The organism is Nibribacter koreensis, assembly GCF_039541795.1.
GTDB classification, from domain to species: Bacteria; Bacteroidota; Bacteroidia; order Cytophagales; family Hymenobacteraceae; genus Nibribacter; species Nibribacter koreensis.
In genome coordinates this window covers 1213262-1231909 of record NZ_BAABGX010000002.1, presented here as the reverse complement: position 1 = coordinate 1231909, position 18648 = coordinate 1213262, and the positions used below count along the sequence as shown (strand labels likewise).

The 18648-nt window shown below is 50.1% G+C and carries 21 protein-coding genes; 8 read left to right on the top strand and 13 right to left on the bottom strand.

Annotated elements, in window-relative coordinates; all coding sequences use genetic code 11:
• Window positions 1-112: 112 nt before the first annotated feature.
• Window positions 113-631 carry a GyrI-like domain-containing protein gene (locus ABD880_RS12575; RefSeq protein ID WP_345166615.1) on the top strand — a complete coding sequence of 173 codons (519 nt, stop codon included), beginning with the start codon at window positions 113-115 and terminating at the stop codon, window positions 629-631.
• Window positions 632-842: 211 nt separating this feature from the next.
• Here the strand turns inward: ABD880_RS12575 and ABD880_RS12570 are convergent, their stop codons facing one another.
• From ABD880_RS12570 to ABD880_RS12560, 3 genes are all read right to left on the bottom strand, one after another.
• The gene (locus ABD880_RS12570) at window positions 843-1949 is read right to left on the bottom strand and encodes an alkaline phosphatase D family protein (RefSeq protein WP_345166613.1); all 1107 of its coding nucleotides are present in this window, start codon (window positions 1947-1949) and stop codon (window positions 843-845) included.
• A 104-nt stretch (window positions 1950-2053) separates the two neighbouring features.
• The gene (locus tag ABD880_RS12565; protein ID WP_345166610.1) at window positions 2054-2698 is read right to left on the bottom strand and encodes an outer membrane beta-barrel protein; all 645 of its coding nucleotides are present in this window, start codon (window positions 2696-2698) and stop codon (window positions 2054-2056) included.
• Window positions 2699-2925: 227 nt separating this feature from the next.
• Window positions 2926-3150: a hypothetical protein gene (locus ABD880_RS12560; RefSeq protein WP_345166608.1), complete on the bottom strand. Its 225-nt coding sequence runs from the start codon at window positions 3148-3150 to the stop codon at window positions 2926-2928.
• 305 nt (window positions 3151-3455) lie between these two features.
• Here ABD880_RS12560 and ABD880_RS12555 point away from each other — a divergent pair, with 305 nt between their 5' ends.
• A complete protein-coding gene (locus ABD880_RS12555; RefSeq protein ID WP_345166606.1) occupies window positions 3456-3977 on the top strand; it encodes a hypothetical protein in 522 nt (173 codons plus the stop codon).
• A gap of 204 nt (window positions 3978-4181) precedes the next feature.
• On the opposite strand, the gene ABD880_RS12550 is transcribed toward ABD880_RS12555, so the two are convergent.
• Complete coding sequence (locus tag ABD880_RS12550; protein WP_345166603.1) at window positions 4182-4352, bottom strand: hypothetical protein; 171 nt, start codon at window positions 4350-4352, stop codon at window positions 4182-4184.
• 144 nt (window positions 4353-4496) lie between these two features.
• On the opposite strand from ABD880_RS12550, the gene ABD880_RS12545 reads away from it, so the two are divergent.
• Window positions 4497-4790, top strand: a complete 294-nt coding sequence (locus ABD880_RS12545) for a hypothetical protein (protein ID WP_345166601.1) — start codon at window positions 4497-4499, stop codon at window positions 4788-4790.
• Window positions 4791-4832: 42 nt separating this feature from the next.
• Here ABD880_RS12545 and ABD880_RS12540 read toward each other — a convergent pair whose 3' ends face one another.
• Entirely contained in the window at window positions 4833-5228 is a 396-nt protein-coding gene (locus ABD880_RS12540; RefSeq protein ID WP_345166599.1) for a hypothetical protein, read from the bottom strand.
• Between the two features lie 371 nt (window positions 5229-5599).
• On the opposite strand from ABD880_RS12540, the gene ABD880_RS12535 reads away from it, so the two are divergent.
• Entirely contained in the window at window positions 5600-6019 is a 420-nt protein-coding gene (locus ABD880_RS12535) for a response regulator (RefSeq protein WP_345166596.1), read from the top strand.
• Between the two features lie 76 nt (window positions 6020-6095).
• On the opposite strand, the gene ABD880_RS12530 is transcribed toward ABD880_RS12535, so the two are convergent.
• From ABD880_RS12530 to ABD880_RS12495, 8 genes are all read right to left on the bottom strand, one after another.
• Entirely contained in the window at window positions 6096-7433 is a 1338-nt protein-coding gene (locus tag ABD880_RS12530) for an ATP-binding protein (protein ID WP_345166594.1), read from the bottom strand.
• A gap of 7 nt (window positions 7434-7440) precedes the next feature.
• On the bottom strand, window positions 7441-8484 hold the full coding sequence (locus ABD880_RS12525) for an ATP-binding SpoIIE family protein phosphatase (protein ID WP_345166591.1): 1044 nt from the start codon (window positions 8482-8484) through the stop codon (window positions 7441-7443).
• Window positions 8474-8887 carry an anti-sigma regulatory factor gene (locus ABD880_RS12520; RefSeq protein ID WP_345166588.1) on the bottom strand — a complete coding sequence of 138 codons (414 nt, stop codon included), beginning with the start codon at window positions 8885-8887 and terminating at the stop codon, window positions 8474-8476. The genes ABD880_RS12525 and ABD880_RS12520 overlap by 11 nt, the downstream gene beginning before the upstream one ends.
• Complete coding sequence (locus tag ABD880_RS12515) at window positions 8871-9269, bottom strand: STAS domain-containing protein (protein ID WP_345166585.1); 399 nt, start codon at window positions 9267-9269, stop codon at window positions 8871-8873. Before ABD880_RS12515 ends, ABD880_RS12520 begins: the two co-directional genes overlap by 17 nt.
• A gap of 12 nt (window positions 9270-9281) precedes the next feature.
• Window positions 9282-10166: an STAS domain-containing protein gene (locus ABD880_RS12510; protein WP_345166583.1), complete on the bottom strand. Its 885-nt coding sequence runs from the start codon at window positions 10164-10166 to the stop codon at window positions 9282-9284.
• Between the two features lie 225 nt (window positions 10167-10391).
• Window positions 10392-12803, bottom strand: a complete 2412-nt coding sequence (locus ABD880_RS12505) for an ABC transporter permease (RefSeq protein ID WP_345166581.1) — start codon at window positions 12801-12803, stop codon at window positions 10392-10394.
• Between the two features lie 12 nt (window positions 12804-12815).
• Complete coding sequence (locus tag ABD880_RS12500; RefSeq protein ID WP_345166579.1) at window positions 12816-13505, bottom strand: ABC transporter ATP-binding protein; 690 nt, start codon at window positions 13503-13505, stop codon at window positions 12816-12818.
• Window positions 13506-13833: 328 nt separating this feature from the next.
• Entirely contained in the window at window positions 13834-15084 is a 1251-nt protein-coding gene (locus tag ABD880_RS12495; protein WP_345166576.1) for an efflux RND transporter periplasmic adaptor subunit, read from the bottom strand.
• Between the two features lie 724 nt (window positions 15085-15808).
• Here ABD880_RS12495 and ABD880_RS12490 point away from each other — a divergent pair.
• The 4 genes from ABD880_RS12490 to ABD880_RS12475 all read left to right on the top strand — a co-directional run bounded on the left by ABD880_RS12490 (window position 15809) and on the right by ABD880_RS12475 (window position 18641).
• Window positions 15809-16345 carry a YceI family protein gene (locus ABD880_RS12490; protein ID WP_345166573.1) on the top strand — a complete coding sequence of 179 codons (537 nt, stop codon included), beginning with the start codon at window positions 15809-15811 and terminating at the stop codon, window positions 16343-16345.
• Between the two features lie 110 nt (window positions 16346-16455).
• The gene (locus tag ABD880_RS12485; RefSeq protein WP_345166570.1) at window positions 16456-17166 is read left to right on the top strand and encodes a pirin family protein; all 711 of its coding nucleotides are present in this window, start codon (window positions 16456-16458) and stop codon (window positions 17164-17166) included.
• A 175-nt stretch (window positions 17167-17341) separates the two neighbouring features.
• Window positions 17342-18277 (top strand): ring-cleaving dioxygenase, encoded by a 936-nt coding sequence (locus tag ABD880_RS12480; RefSeq protein ID WP_345166568.1) that lies wholly within the window; start codon window positions 17342-17344, stop codon window positions 18275-18277.
• A gap of 1 nt (window position 18278) precedes the next feature.
• Window positions 18279-18641 carry a cupin domain-containing protein gene (locus ABD880_RS12475; RefSeq protein WP_345166566.1) on the top strand — a complete coding sequence of 121 codons (363 nt, stop codon included), beginning with the start codon at window positions 18279-18281 and terminating at the stop codon, window positions 18639-18641.
• Window positions 18642-18648: the final 7 nt, after the last annotated feature.

Genomic DNA, 18648 nt, shown 5'->3' with positions numbered 1-18648 from the left:
TCCGGAAATCAGGCTAAAAACAAAAATCTTACCTCTTAGATTCTCAACTAGCGCATCAGCACATTAAACCATTAGCACATTAACCACATTCTCTCATTCACTCAATATTAAAATGAACAAGCGTTTCTTGATTTACATGGGCATAGTGGTAGCCGTCATGGTGGCGGTGTATGCGTATGTGGGCGGTTTTAAGCAGGTAGAAATCACCAAAACCACTTCAAGCCAGGTTTTCATTGCCGGTAAATTATATGAGGGAAAAGCCGATGCCGAAGAGTTGGGAGCATTGTTCCAGGAAGTTGGGCAGTTGGTGGAGCAGAAGAAGCTAGACGGCGAGGCGGCCGGCATTTACTACAACAACCCAGAGAAACAGAGTCAAACCTTGCGCGCTTTTATTGGCGTGGCCATTGTAGATACAACCGTGGCTTTGCCGGCGGGATATAAGATACGCGTGGTGAAAGCGGGTGAGCCGGTCTTGCAGGGAACCTTGAATGCCAGCCAGATGATTGCCCCCAAGAAAATCTACGAAGCCCTGTTTGACTACGCTGAGGAGAATAACCTGAAGGTGAAGAACTACTTTGTAGAGCGCTACCCCAGTAAAGAATCTGCCATCATCCAGATTGGCTTAGAGTAAGCAAGCGCTTACCCAAAAAACGAAAAGAGCGGCCCGCATAAGGTCGCTCTTTTCGTTTTTAGCCTGTTTTTTGAAAATCAGCCTAAAAACGGATGGGCAGTACTAGGCTTGTTGTTTCCGTAACTCTTTTCAGGGAAATTATTCCTAATATATCATACGCTTGGGGTATTCCAGAACATAGATTATTGGGCTGGGTTCGGCTGGTAAGCCTTTAATTTTTAGAGTTGGCATTGGTTCCTTTGGGCAAGTTGGTTGTCTTGGCATATTCCACCTTGACCAGCTGGTGCAATTCATTACTCCTACCGCGTATCTCAAAGTCCACCACCATGGGCGTACTGTCCCAATGGAAGCGCATGATGCCAAAGTTGAGCCGGTCCTGCATCTGGCCCACGCGGTACCGGTTGAACTCATTGACCATGCCGCCCATCCAGTAATGCGTAAGTCCGCTGGAGGTGAATTCATAGATGGGATAAGGGATTCCTGGCCAGGACATACGGGATAGTTCAGCAAAGTGCCGGTCACCAGAGAGCAAGATCACATTGGCGGCCTTGGTTTTGGCAATAAGGTTGAAGAGCCGGGTGCGGGCTTTGGGGAAGTTGCCCCAGCGCTCATAGCCATGGTCATTGGGAATAATCTGCAGGCCGGTGCCAATCAAATGAAACTGTGCCTTGCTGTTGCGTAGCTCGCGTTCCAGCCAGCGCCATTGCGCCTCGCCTAATACATCTCCTTTTGGGTTTTCATGGTACGCAGGTTCTCTGCCTATTAAAGAGTCTCTGTTATAACGCCCGTCTAAAAGCAAAACCTTCACTTGCTTGCCAACTGGGCCGTAGGTATGCGAGCTGTAAACGCCTTTGTGCTTTCTGTTGGGACTGGTAGCGGGCTCATCTAAAAAGTCCCAGAACAGGCGGGCGCTCTGGGCTTTAAAGGCATATTCTTTGCCGGCGTTGTTTCTACCGTAATCATGGTCGTCCCAAACGCCAATGACGGGTAGCTGCTGGGAGAGCGTTTGGTAGTCTGGCTGCTGCTTTTGTTTGTTGTATTTGGCTTGGAGCACGCGCATGTCATCCGTGTCGCCGTAGATGTTGTCGCCTAGCCAGATCCAGAGCTGTGGGTTGTTCTTGAGAATCTCCTTCCAGAGGGGCTGTTCCCTTTCTGTAGAGCTGCAGGAGCCCAAAGCCAGCGTGGTTAATGGCGTCTGGGCATTGGCTGGGGCAAAAGAGTGCTTGGTCGGTTGGTTGTTGTCTGCAGTAGCGCAGGAAAGTAGCGTGAGCAGAAAAAGCCAGATGCTTCTGGACAGAGGGCGGTGCAAGTGCGTCATAGGCAGGCGTACGGCAAGCAGGATGAAAGTGATGCGCTCAAGGTGATGGTAAGAAAAGAAGCCAGCGGTTTAGCGCTGGCTTCTTTTCTGGGTGATTTTAATTACTATTGTTGCTCACTTGCACCACGGCCCAGGTAGAAGGAAATGCCAACAGAGGTATTGCTTAGTCCGAAGTTGGCAGAAAATTCGCTGTATTTATTAGTGACATCTGATCCTTCATACTCTGCTTTTGATTTTGAATATCCTAGCCTCCCAAACACGAGCTCCAAACCAATCTGGTTGCTAGGGAAAAAGACAATCCCAGGTGATAAGCTTACATTTCCTCCCTTTGTTTTGCTCGTGTACTCTTCGTTTCTAGAGCTAGAAAAAGAGGTGCCTTTTCCTTGTGAATAAGAGGCAGAGGCTTCAGCGAAGAATGAAAATTGCTCTCCTACCGGTTGGTATGCCCTAACAAAAGGACCTGTAGAGAAACTGTTAAACTTAGATTCCATTTCATAGGGCTCAAAAGAATAGGTGAGTTTTGATTTTGAATTGGTATATCCCATCTGGGCACCCACTGCTAATCGGGGATTGACAAACCAGCCTACTTTAGGTGAAAGCCCAAAAGAATGACCTTCACTACTTGGGTCAGCTTCACTCTCGCCTGAGCTATAAGAGAATGAACCAGAAACCAAGGTTCTTCCAAAGTCTTGAGCGTAACTCAGTATAGTTAGACTGCAGAATGTAATAAGAAGGGTTAATTTTTTCATAAGATGTTACTATTGGGTTTAAGGTATATAAATTGAATAATGGAATCTTCTATATACTGTTAAAGCTATATGCGCTTTTGAAGGGAAACGTTTGCGCTGAGGTGATAGTGTGCAGGTAGAAAATAATAGGCAAAAAAGAAGGACTGGCTTAATGCCAGTCCTGTTGGGGGTAAATGTGGTTTGCACCGGATCTATATACAGCCCTATGAAAGGGTACACAGCTGCTTTTAGTTGGCTCTGGTATTCATGATTCTAAACGCCTCTTCTCTAGAAATCTCTCTGTCTGCCAGTAAAAGATTGTTGCTGGCCACTATCAGTAATTGAAACTTCTTCTTAAGGTCATGGTAATAGATAAGCATAGTCAAATCTTCATAAGCCCTAGAGAAGATTTTTCTAGCCTTCGTCTTTAAATTAAATAATTCTAAGCGTATCCTTCTTAATCTCTCCATCATGCTTCTGTGTGACATCAAATTTCCAAGATGCTTCACATGGTCTTTATACTAAGAAGCAGGGGGGAGTGTTACGGTAATAATAAAAGAATGAAATTGTATTAATTGAATGTAGTTGAATTTCTATATATATGATTGTGGTAAAATGGGGCTTATTGAGTCGTTCAGGTAATGTTCAGTTGGCAAGAATAGGTTCTAGACGTAACCTGCCTATAGACAACCAGTGTAGGCGTTTTGGGTGCGCCAGTTATAATCTTACTTAGGTTTTAGCCGTATAAGCCCCTAGAACCTACTTTAATTTGAGTTATATGAAAACTTTGTACAAATACGTAGTAAAAGTGTTGGCTACTCTAGTGTTAACCTTATTGATAGGACAGGCGGCCACCGCGCAAACGCTAACCGTGACAGACTTGGTAAACCTGCAGTCAAAGCCTCTGGAAGAGGTCAAGGGCACGCTAGAGAAAAAGGGTTGGGTTTATGACGGCAACTGCGGCAGCGGTGACGTAAAACGCTACTGCTTTAACGCCGCAGACAAAGGTGAAGGACTAGCCGCTATTGTGTACCTAGAAGTGGATGCCGCCGGGCAGCAGGCCGTGGAGTACAGCGTCTTCAGGCCGGGGCTTATTGCCAACATCCAGAAGAGCATAAAAGCCGCCGCTCTTAAACTCACCCGCCAAGAAAAACTGATGGCCTCTGACGTAAAGCAGACCATCTATAAGAAAGGCGAGTATACCGTCATCTCCAGAGGCAGCAACCAGCAAAAGTACCTTAGCCTAAAAGTGCAGAAAGGCGACGCCGGCACCAGTGTGAACATGCAAGCTTCTAACTAAGAGCGTAAAATTTTAAAAGCCCCATCTGCCTTGCGCGTAACGTGTACGGCAGATGGGGCTTTTCTATGATACAGGTTCCTCTGGCCAATCTTGAACAAGGAGGCAGGGTCTTCCTGCGTAAGAGCATTTATAGACGTAGATGCTGTGTGAAAAGGAATCTGTAAAAGTAAAGGGCCCAGCAGCTATTGCCGCTGGGCCCTTTCATTAGTTCTCAGAAAACGTGTAGCCGCAGAAATTATAGATCTCGGCTAGCGGGGCTACCGGCGGCAACGTCTGTTGCAACACCAACGGCGGATTGTCTCCTGCCACAAAACCCCACTTATTCCGGTTGCAGTACTGCAACTCTATTGGTAATTTAAGTTTTCGGTGTTTCATAAAAAGGTCCTCCGTATTAGTTAGACGGAAATTCCATAGCGCCACCCCTACGCGGTAGGCTATTTTTTCCTTACTTGCACACTCACGCCTGCCCGGTGTTCTACATACTGGTACAAGACCGGCAAACGCGCCTTCAAAACTAAAATGAATACTAAAATAGGACGGATCCTTGCGGTTGCCTTGTTACTGGTGGTAACGGGGCAGTTCGCCTTCACCCAAGATTACCTGGCCGCCGCCGCATGGGGCAGTCTTGCCGTTGCGGTCATGCTCTCAGAGAAAAGAATTCCTGGTGAGCAGCGCACCGTTAAAACGCCCCGGCAGTATGCCATGCTTGGGTTTATTGTACTGGCATTGGGTCTTTTTGGTTTCCAGCTTTACCAAGACCTAACCGGTCAAGACAAGAGCCGTCTGCGCACCACCACGCCCGTGCAAGAGTAAGGGCAACCGTTTTTGGCCCGTTTTAAGGAAAACAGGTGAAAACTAAATATGTTTGGTGAGCTCTCTGATGCGGTTTCTGAGCTGGTCCAGGTGGGTCTGCTCTTGTTGGTGTTTCTCAATTTCTTCCAATTGGTGCAGTAGGTTCTGCATCTCTGAAAGGTAAGCGGTGCGGTCCTTCTTGAGGTGCGCTTCTGGGTGGGCATCGCCTTCGCCTTTAAACACATTTCCCTCGCCATAGATGACCCACCGCGAGTTAAGGTCTGGCAACTGTTTAAGAAACGCCAGCAGATCATCCATGCAGTATTCTTCACCCTGCACAATGCAGCCTACCATGGCCGGCGGCGTTTGCGTCATCACGCTTAACTGGTACACGTCCAGTTCTTTAATGCGCATGTAAAAATTGAGACGGGCGCTTATCTGCTGTAAATTTATGGCCATGGCGTTATGCGGTTAAGGTAGGAGCATAAACGGCCTGTTGCCACCAGCGTGCATGGCCGTTCCTTTGTGTACATACGCAAATGGCCCGTTCTATGTTAAAGTAGCTATATTCAGCCACCACGCTCATGCGCGCTGGCGTGTCACATGATGGAATCCGTTTTTGGCCTGTTTTCTGGAAAGTAAGCCAAAAATGGCGGATCATCATCAATCCAGAAGAGCAGGCATGAGAAAGACGCGGTCCAGCCTGCAAGACAATGCAACGGTCACGCATCTTTTTATCAAGAAGCGCGGGCACTTAGAAAGCCCATATAAGTTTCTTATATTTGCACTATAACACGTGGGCATTCATTTTCCCTAGACACAAATTTGCTATGAATAGTCAATACGAGCCGTTGGATTTAGTCATGTTGGTGGACGACGATGACACTACCAACTTTGTGAACAAGCGTCTGCTAGTAAAATTAGGGGTTGCCAAGGAGATTCTGGTGAAGAAGAATGGCGTTGAGGCGCTAGAGTACCTGCGCGAAGCAGAAGAAGAGGGATCTAAGAATCCGTATCCAGACATGATCTTCCTGGACCTTAAGATGCCCGTGATGGACGGCTTTAAGTTTCTGGACGAGTACCACAAGCAGGAGCGCCGCAAGGGCATGATCATCTTAATGCTCACGTCTTCGGCTAGCTTCTATGACCTGGAGCGCCTTAAGCATTATGAGCACGTGAAAAAGCACTTCTCCAAAGCCCTTACAGAAAACGACATCAAAGACATCATGTCTCAATACTACAACCGCTAACCAAGGTAGTTGTTAAAACGAGAAAGCCGCAGATACCCTCTGCGGCTTTCTCGTTTTAAGGGACATAAGTAAGCAACTAGGCTTCTTTGCTCAGAGGCCAGGTAAAATGCATGGCAGTGCCACGGCCCTGGGACTCTACCCATACGCTGCCTTCCTTCTCCTGCACTATCTTCTTGACAATGGCCAGGCCAATACCGGTGCTGCCCGGGTGGTTCACGTCACTGGTGGTCTCAAACATGTTAAAGACCTTCTCCTGGTCTTCTTGCAAAATGCCGGGGCCGTCATCTGCCACTACAAACTCCCAGCAAGAGGGTTGCTCTTTGGCAGTGATGGTAAGATTGCCAGTTTCTTTGTCATGGTACTTAATGGCGTTGCTTACCAGGTTGCCAAAGATCTGGCGAAGGTAAATCTCCTCGGCCTCCACTACTGGCAGGTCTTCGGCTACTTTTACCTTGAAACCTGCCGGCACTACCAAGCCGTCCAAAACGCTGTCTACCAGTTCACGGACGTTGATTTGTTTAACGGGTATCTGCTGCATGCCCGTCAGGGAGTACTCCAGTACGTCCCGTATGAGGTGGTCCATGCGCGTGATCTGCAGTTGCACCATGGGCAGGATGGCCTCTGCCTCGTCCTTAGATTCTTCGGCCAGGAAATCTGACATGGCCTCTGTCAGGCCAATCAGGTTTTGCAGCGGCGCCTTTAAGTCATGGGTGATGGTGTGGGCAAACTCATCCAGGGTCTTGTTCACGCGTTGCAGCTGCAGGTTGTTCCGTTCCCGTTCCTGTAAGAGGGCGTTGATCTCATGGTTAGAGGTCTGCAGTTCATCGTTCAGGTGCTGAATCTGCTGCAACTGGTACTCGGCCTCAATGGTGCGTACGCGCAGCTGCTCCATCACCTCAATGAGCTGCATGTTCTGGCGCTTGATCTCTGCGTACGGAGAGATCTCAGGCTCCAGGTTAAAATAGTCTGACCAACCTTTCAAGATAGCCGGGTTGATGGGCGGATGGTTGGCTGGTATCTGTTTTTGCAGGCGTACGCGGGTGCCTTTCTCAAAATCACTCTCAATCTGAAAGACGTCCACCAGTTTGCGTGAACTGTGAATGCCATGCCCTTTGCTGCCCGTGGGCATAAAGCGCCGGTCCAGAATCTCTGAGAGGTTGGGTATGCCCCGGCCTCGGTCCGTCACATATGCCTCCAGGTACAAAATGCCCCGGCTTTCCAGCACGCTAAACCTAATGTTGCCCTCGCCCACGTGCTCCAGCACGTTGCGGCAGATCTCTGACACTGCGGTGGCAAACTTGGTCTGGCCTGCCACCGGCAAACCCGTAAACTGTGACAACTGCATGGCGCGATTGTACGCCAGCACTACGTCCAGTTCATTCTGCAGTTTAATGGTGATGATGGATTGGTTCATGCGTGTGTTATGCCGTAGCCCTGACTACTATCACCAGCGTGTCATCTAAAGTGCGGGTATTGTCTTTATACAACACGGCCGCCACCATGGTTGGGTCATGCCGGGTAAGTTCTGGATATTTGGTGAAATCCCAGCGGGTTTTTAGTCCGTCTGAGTGGAGCACCAGCATGGTCTGGCCGCTCCAGTTGTGCTGGTGGTCATGGATGGTGTTGGGGACCGCCATGCCCAGCGTACCGTTGTAAGAAAGCAGGTTCTTGGTGACGCCCGGCTGAAACAAGCGCCCGCTTATATTGCCCACACCGCAAAAAAACAACTGGCCCGACTCTGCGTTCCAATGCGCAATGGCGCCCACCGCCCCGCGCGTCTTCTTTATTTGGGCATGAATCTCCCGCAGCATGGTAGACGGCGATTCTTTGGGCTGTTGCAGAAACACCTTAATGCCTTGGTTAGACGCCTCATGCGCATTTTCTCCGTGGCCCAATCCGTCTAAGATTAGTACGTAGGCACCCTCCTGTGAAAGACGCAGGCAGTAACCGTCGCCGCTCACTTTCTCACCCGGTTTGGGAACCATCACTACGCCCATCTGAAATCTGTGCGCAGCCCTGGCCGCTGATTTGGGGGCTTTGCCTTTGCGGTAAATGCGTGATAACAGAACGGTGCCCAGTTCTCGTTTAGAGTAAATGTCAAAAAAGTCTGACTGCCGCTTAATGGCACCCAAGCCTTGCCCCATGCTGCCATAGGTAGAGACGCCGTCTTCCATCATGCGCTGAGGGTCAGACATGCCTGGGCCGTTGTCCAGGCAGATGATTTCCAGGCCGCTGGTTTGACCGTCCTCTTCCTGCATGGGTTTGACCAAGAGCTCGCCGCCCTTTGCCCCGGCGTGCTTTAGTAAGTTGGTAGCCATCTCAGTGACCACTAGGTTTACCCGGCCAATCTCCACCTCAGTGAAACCAGCAGTTTCTGCCACCTTGCCAATATCTCTCCTGACAATGTTTAGAAAGCTTCTGTCTGACAGCGGGAAGTGTTGATGTGCGCTAAAATTAAAGTCCATTTTTCCACCGAATTATGGTGACAGTGGTGCCTTTGCCGGGTTCGCTCTTAATGTCAAATTCATTGACCAGACGTTTGGCGCCTGGTAACCCCAAGCCTAAGCTCTTGCCAGTAGAGTAACCATCTTTCATGGCTAAGGTTATGTCCTGGATGCCGGGTCCCTCATCAATGAAGGACAACTTAACACCAGGTATACTGTTACGACTCACTACCTCTAGGTGCGTAATGCCGCCGCCACCGTAGCGCAGCATGTTACGCACCAGCTCACTGGCAGCCGTCATGAGTTTGGTTTGGTTGACCAGGCTCATGCCAATCTTGGTGGCTACTTCTTTGATGCGGTTCCTGAACAGAATCACATCCTGTTCTTTCTGGATTGGGATCTTCTCCTTAGATAAAACTATCATAGAGGCCCTCTTCATCTGCATCCTGCTGGCCTATTTTGGTTCTTAACAGTTCCATGCCCTGCTCTACGTCCAGGGCGGTGTGTACGCCAGAAAGCGTAAGCCCCAGTTCTACCAGCGTAATGGCAACCGCCGGCTGCATGCCCACCACCACCGTGGCGGCGTCCATGATCTTAGACATAGACGCAATGTTGCCCAGTATGCGGCCCATGAAAGAGTCCACAATACTCACTGCCGAAATGTCAATCAATACACCTTTGGCTTCTGTCTTGCTCACCATGTTGATGAGGTCGTTCTCCAGTGTGAGGGCCAGCCTATCATACAGGTCTACTTGAATAGTGACCAGCAGAAAGGGGCCCATCTTTAAAATAGGAATTCTCTCCATAAAGGCGTACTGTTAAAACCCGAAACCTTTGTTGCCTATCTGCGTGCCTTGGGCACCGCGCGTCACCTGTATGTTCAACATGGAGAAGGACATTTTCAAGGCGCTGGCCAAAGAGGCTTTGGTGTAGATGTTGGTCAAGTCAATGCCCAGGTGCACAATGGTCTGGGCAATCTCTGCTCTAATGCCACTAATGATACACTCGGCACCCATTAAGCGGGCCGCGCTTACGGTCTTAATCAAATGCTGGGCCACCAGGGAGTCTACCGTGGGTACGCCAGAAATATCCAGAATGGCAATGCGGCTGCCTGTGGCAACAATCTCCTCCAGCAAGGCTTCCATCACCACCTGGGTGCGGGCGCTGTCCAGGGTACCAATGATAGGCAAAGCCAGGATGCCTTCCCACACACGAATCACCGGCGTAGAGATTTCGCTCATCTCATTGGTCTGGCGCATGATTACTTCTTCGCGGCCCTTGATGTAGGTTTCCATGGACACAATGCTCAGGCTGTCCATGATTTTGTTCATAGAGATGATCTCTTGGTACAGTACCGTTGGGTTAGAGGAGAACTGCTCTACCAAGGCGTTGCTCAATATCTCCTTCAAGCTTAAGATGTACGCGGTGGTTTCACGCGGCGAAAAGCCCTGACGCGCTCTGGAGATAGAAATCTCATTGATTAAGTCCTGGGTGTTTTCATACCCTTCAGAGTCTACGTTGTCTGCCTGTGTACTAGTAAATGCCTTCAAAAGGGAGGTAAGCAACTCGTCTGATTGTTGTTGTAGCTCAGACACGCTCATGAGGTCATCTCTTAAGGCGGCGTCTTTGATCTGGCTGCCCATCCAGGCTTCCAACAGTTGCTTTTTCTTACCTTTTAAATAGGTAGCGGTTTCTTTGTTCATAGAGATGAATATAAATGCTGATGGAGCAATTCGTTTTTAGGCTCTTTTTCAGGAATCAGGCCAAAAACGACCCTATAAGAGTTAGCGTAAAAGTAAGAAGTTTAAAGAGAAAAAAGGGGGTAAATGCCAATGTTTACGATTTGATTATTGACGTAGATTGCCTTAAACGCAAAACTCCCTTTCAGGTGCTCTGAAAGGGAGTTTATAGGGAGGCAAGAAAACCAGTTACTCTGTCTTTAACGCATGCACCGGATTAGAGAGGGCGGCCCGCAAGGCCTGCACGCTCACCGTAGCCAAGGCAATTAATAAGGTAAGGGCACCGGCCGCTAAGAAGACCCAGTAAGAGATGTCAATACGGTAGGTAAAGTCCTGCAGCCATTTCTCCATGAAGTAGTAAGAAACTGGTGCGGCAATCACAAAGGCCACCAGCACCAGCTTGGTAAAGTCCTTGGAGAACAGCCCTACAATGCTGGCAGAAGACGCGCCCAGCACTTTGCGCACACCCACTTCTTTGGTGCGCTGCGTCACCATAAAAGACACCAGGCCATACAAGCCCAGGCATCCAATCAAGATGGCAATCACAGAAAAGACCTTGAACAGGTAAGACTGGCGCGCCTCTTCTTCATAAAACCTGGCTACGGTGTCATCCAGAAACTCATAGTCAAAGACGTCATCTGGGTAAGCCGTAGACCATACTTTCTGTAAGTGGGCTAATGCCGCTTTGCTGTTTTTGGCCTCAATCTTGGCGTTGGCGAAGAAGTAAAACCGCGTGAACGTGCCCATCAAGACCGGTTCAATCTCCTCTCTTAGTGAGGTTAGGTGGAAGTCTTTAATCACGCCTACAATGGTGCCCACGGTCTGGCCTCCATTGATCTGGATCTTCTTGCCCAGGGCGTTCTGCGGATTGGTTTCGCCTACGCGTTTCAGGAAGGTCTCGTTCACCACAAAGTCACGGAGCGTGTCACCTTTCTCATACATGCGCCCGGCAATGAGCGGAATGTTAAATGTCTTAAGGTAATGCTCATCTGCCACCTTCACGTTCACGTCAAAATTGCGCACAATGGAGAAGTCATCATAGCGCAGTGACATTTTCATGTCCATGTTGTAAGACGGCGGCGTGAGGGCAAACGAAGTAGATTTAATGGCTGGGTGCGCCTCTAACTCTGAGCGCAGGGCCATCAACTCACTGGCCCGGCCCGCGGGCATAGGCATGGTCACAATGGCTTCTTTGTCAAAACCCAGCTCCGCGGTCCTGAAGTACTCCATCTGGTTGTGCACTATGATGGTGCAGATGATCAAGGCCTGGCAAATGGTGAACTGCAATACCACTAATACTTGTCGCAAAGAAAGGCCTGCCGTGCGCGCCGTAGCCACCTTGCTTTTAAGCGCCGAGATAGGCTGGAAGCCAGACAGCACCAAGGCAGGGTAGAAACCGGCAAAGAACGTCACCGTCACCAGTAGTATAACCAAGAACAGCAGCACGTCTGGGCGCTGAAGCACATAGAGCTTTATCTCTACTTCCAGCAGTTGGTTCAGGTAGGGGAGAAGCAGTTCTGCCAGCACCACAGACAACAAGACGGCCAGTAAGGTTATCAAGCCCGTTTCGCCTAAAAACTGGGTCATTAGCTGGGTTTTGCTGGCGCCCAGCACTTTGCGCATGCCCACTTCCTTGGCTCTGCGCAAGGCCTGGGCCGTGGCCAGGTTCACGAAATTGATAGACGCTACCAGCACCAGGAACATGCCAATCAAGGCCAGGCCCCAGAGGATGGTCTTGCTTACGGTACGATCAGAGAAAGTACTGTAGCGCTCGTCAAAATGAAGCTCAGACAGCGGCTGAAACACAAAACGTTCTTTTTCTCCCGGAGCGCGGGCCCGGTACTTGGCGGCCACCTCGTTTAACCGGTCTTCGGCTTGTTTTAAAGAGGCGCCTTCTGGGGCGGCAAAGTAGATTTGCTGGTTACTGCTGGTACTGTTCCAGGAGTCGTTCATGAAGGTGTTAATCTTCTTAGACGACTCATAGTCCACCAGCATGCTGTAAGGCAAGTCTGTGGTGGTGGGCGCATCTGGGATGACGCCCGTCACCTTGAGCGTGATGAGGTTGTTCATGCGCAGGGTCTTGCCCACCGCGTTCTGCTCCGGAAAGAACTTCTCTGCGATGCTTTTGGTCAGCAACACCGTGTTCAAGTCCTTGATGGCTTCTTTGGCATTTACCCCGTCTGTCTCAATGTCAAACAACTCAAAAAAGGCGGGCTCTACAAACAAAAGAGGCTCTTCTTCTCTAAACCGTTTCACGGCACCTTGGGCCGTGGTGGGCTCAATGGCGAACGTACCACCTTCCTCGCGGTAGATGTGCGTGGCGGGCGTAAACTCCGGCAAAGTGGTCTTGAACGTAGCCAGCATGGGCGAAGGCGTTCCTGAGGAGTGAGTTGGGCCGGTCTGGTCCATCTTGTCCACGTTGATGCGGTAGATGCGGTCTGCTTTGCTGTGGTTGGCGTTGAAGCTCAGCTCATGGCGCACCACCAAAAAGATGAGCAGACTACAGGTAATGCCCAGCGCCAGCCCAACCACGTTGAGCATAGTATACCCAAGGTGCCGGCGCAACGTGCGCACCGCCACTAAAAAGTAGTTTTTTAACATGTCTGGTAGGGTTTAAAGAATAGCCAGTTCCTTCACGTTCTCAGAGATGATCTGTCCGTCAAACAGGTTCACGATGCGGTGGGCATAATCTGCGTCTGAGGGGGAGTGGGTCACCATCACAATGGTAGTGCCCTGCTCGTTCAAGCCGCTCAAGAGTTGCATCACTTCCTGGCCGTGCGCCGAGTCCAGGTTACCCGTCGGCTCATCCGCTAATAGTAGTTCTGGTTTGGAAATGACGGCGCGGGCAATAGCCACCCGCTGCTGCTGACCACCCGACAGCTGTTGCGGGAAGTGGTTCCGGCGGTGGGCAATCTGCATCTGCTCCAGGGCCTGCTCCACGCGCTGCTTGCGCTCGGCGTTGCCAATCTTGAGGTAGATCAAGGGCAGTTCTACGTTTTCATACACCGTTAATTCGTCAATCAAATTGAAGCTCTGGAACACAAACCCGATGTGCTTTTTGCGCAGGTTGGCCCGCTGGCGCTCATTGCACTTGGAGATTTCCTGGTCCAGAAAGTAGAACTCGCCACTGCTGGGATTATCCAAGAGGCCAATGATGTTCAACAACGTAGATTTGCCGCAACCCGATGGCCCCATGATGGCCACAAACTCGCCTTTGCGTACGTGCAAGTTTACGTTGACCAGCGCCGTGGTCTCTACCTCATCCGTGGTGTATTTTTTCTGAAGGTTTACAGTTCTTAACATAGCTTTTATCTATTGCTAATTGTTGATTGCTAATTGTTATTCGGTAGTGCGTATCGTGCATCAAGTAGCACGATATATTTTCTCTTTTTCGTCCCCCTTTGAAGGGGGTAGGGGATGATTACTCTTGCTAAGAAATTCGTTTTACTTTTTTTTAAACCGCTTCAAATGAAAGTCTTTTCAAGTTTGATACTGCCTTGTCATCCCTTACCCCCTTCAAAGGGGGACGAAATGCGTGAACAATTTCTAATTCTTAATTTCTAATTTTTAATTGGGAGCTGAAGTAGGTTCGTTTTTGGCCTGTTTTGACCAAAACAGGCCAAAAACGAACCTACTTCAGCTCCAGTCTATCTGTATTGTTGTATGCGTCATAAGAGGAAATAACCACTTGCTCGCCGGGCTTCAGGCCATCCAAGACCTCGTAGTATTCTGGGTTCTGGCGCCCTAACCTGATGTCCCGCTTGGTGGCAAACTTACCCGACTCATCCAGCACGTACACCCAGGCCCCGCCGGTGCTTTGGTAGAAGCCGCCCCGTGACAACAGCACCGCTGGCGCCGGGTCAGAAAGCTGTAGCCGTATCTGTAAGGTCTGGCCTCTTCGGATGCCTTCGGGCACCTTACCTATGAACTTCATGTCCACGGGGAACTTGCCGTTGGTCACTTCTGAGTACACCAGAGAAATCTCCAATGGGTAGCTCTGGCCGTTGTAGGTGAACTCCCCGCGCTGGCCGGCAAACACGCGGCTTACGTAGTGCTGGTCCAGTTCTGCCTTCACCTTGAAACCGCTCAGGTCGTCTATCTGCCCGATGATTTGCCCCGCCTGCACCGGCGTTCCCAATTCCACCTGAATGGAAGACAATTGCCCCGAGATAGGCGCTTTGATGTACAGGTTCTTGAGGTTGTCCTCCATCATGCGCAGGTTGCGGCTAGTGCGCGAGATGGTGGTCTCCAATTGCGCTATCTGCTGGCGGGCATTGTTCTCCTCAAACTTCTGGCTTTCCTGTTCAATCTGGTACTCGGCTTTGAGGCGCTCGTAGTCTCTCTTGTAGTTGAAGAACTCCTGCTGAGACACGGCCTTGGCCTCATACAAAGAGATGTTGCGTTGGTACAGGTCCTTGGCGGCGTCTACCTGCGCGGCCAGCGTGGCCAATCTTCTGCGTAGGTTGAACTTGTTCTGCTGTAAGCTCAGCTTGGAGTTCTGCAGGTTGTTGATGAGGTCGTTCATGAGTGTCTCCTGGTTCATGAAGTCCAGGACCAGGCGGTTGTTGTTGAGCTTCAGGATGGGGTCGCCTTGGTTCACGGGCTTGCCGCCCTCCAGGTATTTCTCCTCTACGGTGCCGCCCTCTACCGCTGGTATCACAATGGTTTTGATGGGGTGCACGGTGCCGTCAATGGGAATAAACTCCTGAAAGGAGCCTTGGCTCACGGTGGCCATGGTAATCTTCTGGCTCTCCACGTTCAGCTTGGAGCTGTTGTCGGCGATGGCCAGGTAGTAGGTCAAGAAAGCTATCACGCCCACGGCCAAGGTGAGCAAGGCTATTTTCTTGGGTGTCCAGCGTTTTTTCTCAATGATGCGGTCCATGGTACTTGGGTTGACTAATAGGGGTCACTCTCTTTTATCCAATAGCTGTGCCATTTTTGTAAACCACTGAAATTCAACGGAAAACGCAGGTGCATTTTGTTAGGGTGTGCGCCAGCGGACACTCTCACGTTCACGCCTGAACACATCACCGGTCAATTGAACAGCTAAGAAAACCGTTTTCGGCTTGTTTTCTGAGAAGTAGGCCAAAAACGGAGGGAGGTCTTTTTGGGTCTTGTCTATTGAGATAAGCTACTCAATTGAAAAGGTAATAGGCACTACCCATTGACTTTTCTGTCACCTTTCCTCTCCAATCACTTTCACTCTAATGTCACCTCCGTTTTGTGTCATCATTCCTCTTTTGTCATTTTCTCTCCATTGTCATACTGAAAGGACCTTGTGGGCAAGTTGTAACATCAGTTGCTAAGAGAGAAGATAGAATCTATCCTTCAAGAGAATTCTGGTTGTTTCATAGCAGCAGCCTGTCTAGTTCGCCCACAAGGTCCTTTCAGGATGACAAAAGATATAGTTGTTGTTGGGTTGTGTTTATGGCTAATGTGAGAGGTCAGTTTAAGCAAGGTGCTCCCTAATTGAAAGCCAAAATGAAATCTTTTGAAACTTTTAAAAGCTAATATTTGTATATACAATAAATGTACATACATTTGTTTATTATTTCGAAGGACGAAAGCAACAAGAGATTTTTAAAACTACATAAAAACACACGACTATGGCAACTACAAAATGGGCAGTAGACCCAATGCACTCAGAGGTTCAGTTCAAAGTGAAACACCTCATGATTACCACCGTGACCGGTTATTTCCAAACCTTTAACGTGGAGGCCGAGACCGCAGATGAAACCTTCACCAGCGCCAGCAAAGTGACCTTCACAGCAGACGTGAACTCCATCAGCACCAACAACGAGCAACGTGACACGCACTTGAAGTCCGCTGATTTCTTTGACGCCGAAACCCACGGCCAAATCAAATTTGAAGGCACTACCTACGAGCGCGTGAGCGACGATGATTACCTGTTGCACGGCGACCTGACCATCAAAGGCATCACCAAGCCCGTGACCGTGAACGTAGAGTTTGGTGGTATTGTGGTGGACCCGTACGGCCAGACCAAAGCCGGCTTTACCGTGACTGGCAAAATCAGCCGCAAGGAGTTCGGTCTGACTTGGAACGCCGTCACAGAGGCCGGTAGCGTAGTAGTGAGCGATGAGATTAAACTGCAAGCTGAAATCCAATTGGTGAAGCAGGCCTAAGACCAAGCGGGCTTCGTTTTTGGCCTGTTTCAGAGAAAACAGGCCAAAAACGGAAAAGCCTGAACATCAGACCAAACCTGCGTCCGTACAACCATCCAAACAGCAACCGTATGCAAGTAGAAAGATTCAACCCCTCTGATAGAGGCGTTAAAGACCTGGGCTGGCTGAAGAGCAATTTTGTGTTCAGCTTCTCTGGCTACCAGAATCCGGTAAGGGCTGGGTTTGGCTTGTTGCGGGCGTTCAATGATGACTTTGTCCAGCCAGGAAACGGCTTCGGGCTGCACCCGCACGCCAACATGGAGATTATCTCTGTGATGCTGGCCGGGTCCATGAGCCACATTGACTCACTGGGTTACAAAGAGACGGTGCATAAGGACTGGGTGCAGATTATGAGCGCCGGTAGTGGCATGCGCCATGAGGAGCACAACGTGGGCGCAGACCAGGTCAATTTCCTGCAAATCTGGATTGAGCCCAAACTGCAGAACATCACACCCCGCTACCAGCGCCGGCACTTCCCGGAGGCAGAGCGCGAAAACCAACTGGTCACCATCGTGAGCCAGGAGGAAGGCGCCGGCCACTGCTGGATTAACCAAAACGCGAAGCTGTCGCTGGGCTACTTTGAGGCCGGTCAAACGGCTAGCTATGCCTTCAACCCGGTGAACAAAGCGGTGTTCATCTTTAACATCAGCGGAACGCTGGAGGTGAACGGTGAGCCACTCACCAACCGCGAGGCCCTGGGCATCTGGGACACCGCGCAACTGGAGTTTGCCTTCACCCAAGAGAGCAGGTTTCTGCTCATAGAAACACCTATCAACCATTAACAGCATGTTTACATTACTCTTTTGCGCTACAAAATTCCATAGCAAGAACCTGAGTTCGCATTTTTATCGGCCCGTAGCCCTGCTACGCTTCTCAAAAAACGCTTCCTCAGAACCTTACTCTGGCCTTTTTCGCCTGCAAAACAGTAATGTAAATATGCTTTAAGCATTTACTACTATGGAAAACAGAATATTAGGCCTGCACCACATCACGGCCATCGCCGACAAGGCCAAAAACAACCTTGATTTCTACACCAAAATTCTAGGCTTGCGCCTGCTCAAAAAGACCGTCAATTTTGATGACCCCGGTACGTACCACTTGTACTACGGTGATGAAAAAGGAAGCGCAGGCACCATTCTCACGTTCTTCCCGTATGAGGGTTCCCGCCGTGGAAGCGCCGGCATCGGCATGGCCACCAACATCGGCTACTCGGTGCCCGAGGGAAGCTTTGACTTCTGGATGAAGCGCTTCGAGGACCACAACGTCATTTACAACAAGCCTTCGGAGAAGTTCGGGGAGAAGTATTTGACGTTCCTGGACCCAGACGGCCTCAAGCTGGAACTGGTTATCCCTAAAAACCAGGACAACCGCACCCCCTGGGTTACAGATGAAGTGAGCGCCGACGTGGCCACCAGAGGCTTCCACAGCGTGACCCTGACCTTGAAGGACATCAAAGCGACCGCCGCTATTTTGACGGACATCTTCGGTTACACCTTGCAGGAGAAAAGCGGTAACCGCTACCGTTACATTACGGACGCCGTGGAGCACGCCGCCATCATTGACTTGGTAGAACTGCCCAATGAAGCCAGAGGCATCGGCGGGGCTGGGACCAACCACCACATCGCGTTCCGGGTGAAGGACGAGGCCACCTTGATGGAATTTAGAAAGAAGGTAGCCAGCGCCGGGCATAACATCACTGAGAAGATTGACCGCAACTACTTCTATTCGCTTTACTTCAGAGAGCCGGGCGGGGTGTTGTTTGAGATAGCCACTGACAACCCGGGTTTTGGCATTGACGAGGAGTGGGATAAACTAGGTTCCAGCCTGCTGTTGCCTCCGCAGTACGAAGCCAGCCGGGCAAAAATTGAGGCCGTGTTGCCTAAATTAGACTAAGATGGAAGACTTTAAAATCACCCGCGTGTACGCAGACCAAAACGGAGACAGTCGGTTTGCCGAGGTGTCCAAGCCCTTGCGCCACGCGGGTGACATTGGCTTCCTGTCCGAGCCCGAGCAGGTAGAGACCATCAGTTTCAGGAAAGTGGTGCCGGGCTATGATTATGATTTCCATACCGCGCCGGCCCGGCAGTACATCATTCTTTTGAACGGCGAGATTGAGATAGAAACCTCCCTGGGCGAGAAAAGGCAATTCAAAGCCGGCGAGATTCTGCTCATGGAAGACACCACTGGCAAAGGCCACAAGACCAGGAACCTGTTGCCCCACGTCCGGCATTCCATATTTGTCACCTTGAAAGATTAGCTTTAAC